This is a genomic window from Arthrobacter sp. B055-34, from assembly GCF_059090425.1.
The window spans coordinates 1-707 of the sequence record NZ_JBNHFQ010000026.1 but is presented as its reverse complement, the minus strand read 5'-3'; the positions used below and the strand labels follow the sequence as shown (position 1 = coordinate 707).

At 63.5% G+C, this 707-nt stretch carries 1 pseudogene and 1 riboswitch; the pseudogene reads left to right on the top strand.

Going from position 1 to position 707, the window contains the following annotated elements:
* The first annotated feature begins 20 nt into the window (after positions 1–20).
* Positions 21–218: riboswitch (cyclic di-AMP (ydaO/yuaA leader) on the top strand.
* A gap of 4 nt (positions 219–222) precedes the next feature.
* A pseudogene (locus AC5RWO_RS21450) lies at positions 223–707 on the top strand (NlpC/P60 family protein); the annotation flags it as partial.

Below are 707 nucleotides of genomic sequence, written 5' to 3'. Positions count from 1 at the left end.
GGTTTGGCACCTCCGGGTGGATTGCCTAGCTCTGCCACTTCCCGGGGTCCGTTCGCAACGATTTCGCATGGCAGGGGCGGGGGAACCAACTTCCGGGCTTCTTTGGAGGCCCTTGGGGTTAAGTTGTGGGTGTTCTTGGCTGAGGCCGGGGCTCCCATGGCCGGATGACTCCCATCCGAACCCGACAGCTCACCTCGCAGGCATTGGGAGAGGTAATCACTCGTGTCTAAGAACACTGCTGCTTTGGGCCGCCACCGTGCTGTGCCCGTCCGTACCAGCCCGTTGGAGACTATTTCCAAGGCTGTTTCTTCGAATGCCGGTTCCGTGGGCCGCCAGGCTGCTGTGATTGCTGCCGCGTCCGGTCTGGTTCTTTCTGTCGGCGTTCCGGCGCAGGCGACCAATATTGAGCGTGAGGCGTCGGTTCAGGCTGCTGCTGCGGCTCCGTCGCGGGTGCAGGTTGAGGCTGTGCAGGCTTCTGCTGCTGTTGAGCTGGATCTTGAGCGTTCGGGTGTGACCTCGACGGCCGCTCCGGTGGTTGAAGAGCCGGAGCCCGTGGTTGAGGCTGTGGCCGAGGAAGTTGCTCCGGTGGTTGAGGAAGCCGCCGAGAAGGCTGCTGCCCCGGTGGAGAAGGCTGAGGAAGCGCCGAAGCCCGAGGCGAAGGCTGATGTTGCTGCCAGCGGTATTGGTGCGGCTTTGGTGGCGTCGGC